At 63.1% G+C, this 659-nt stretch carries 2 protein-coding genes; both read right to left on the minus strand.

Going from position 1 to position 659, the window contains the following annotated elements:
- The coding region (locus GD1_RS25310) for a transposase (protein ID WP_217997905.1) at nucleotides 1–310 on the minus strand (310 nt) is incomplete at its 3' end.
- Nucleotides 311–478: 168 nt separating this feature from the next.
- Nucleotides 479–659 (minus strand): hypothetical protein (locus GD1_RS25315; protein WP_217997906.1); only part of this gene is annotated, 181 nt, incomplete at its 5' end.

Here is a 659-nt window from a genome sequence, read left to right on the forward strand (position 1 = left end):
TAGAGCCACCTTTTCCCGGCAGATTCGCCTGCGACAGATACGCTGCGGCCCTCCGCAGCACCACATTCTCCTGCACCAACAGGCGGATTCGCTTGTTCGCTTCCCGAAGCTCCGCCGACTGCCCAGACGTCATTCCGGGCTTGGCGCCGTCGTCGATGTCGGCGCGGCGCATCCACTTCTGCAAAGTCATCGGGTGCACCCCGAAGTCCTTCGCGATCTGCTCGATCGTCACGCCGCTCTCCCGCTCGCGGGCCACGCGGACCACGTCGTCGCGGAACTCTTTCGGATAGGGCTTGGGCACGATGGTCATCCTTCCAGACCAGCCTTCCCAGGCAAGCCAGATCAGATGTCACCTATCCGTGCAGCAGTCCCCGTATCCGCGAACTGTTGTCGAACTCCGATCAGGTCGACGACGCTGAAACGTCTGCAGTGATCGGATACAACCTCAAACTCACGCATTGCGCAGCAATACTATGGGTCAACACCTGCAGTAGACCCCCAGCGTGACGAGCTGCCTCGGATCGAAACCGCCCTGCGGGCACTCGCTGTCGAACTCGGCGCCCGCAGTGAGATCCTGTTCGTTCCCGCCGACCGGCTCACCGCGTGGGCGTGGCTTCCATGTCCCGCCGGTGTCCAGCTCGACCTTGCCGCAGCGCGAC

The organism is Gordonia desulfuricans NBRC 100010 (assembly GCF_001485495.1).
GTDB classification, from domain to species: domain Bacteria; phylum Actinomycetota; class Actinomycetes; order Mycobacteriales; family Mycobacteriaceae; genus Gordonia; species Gordonia desulfuricans.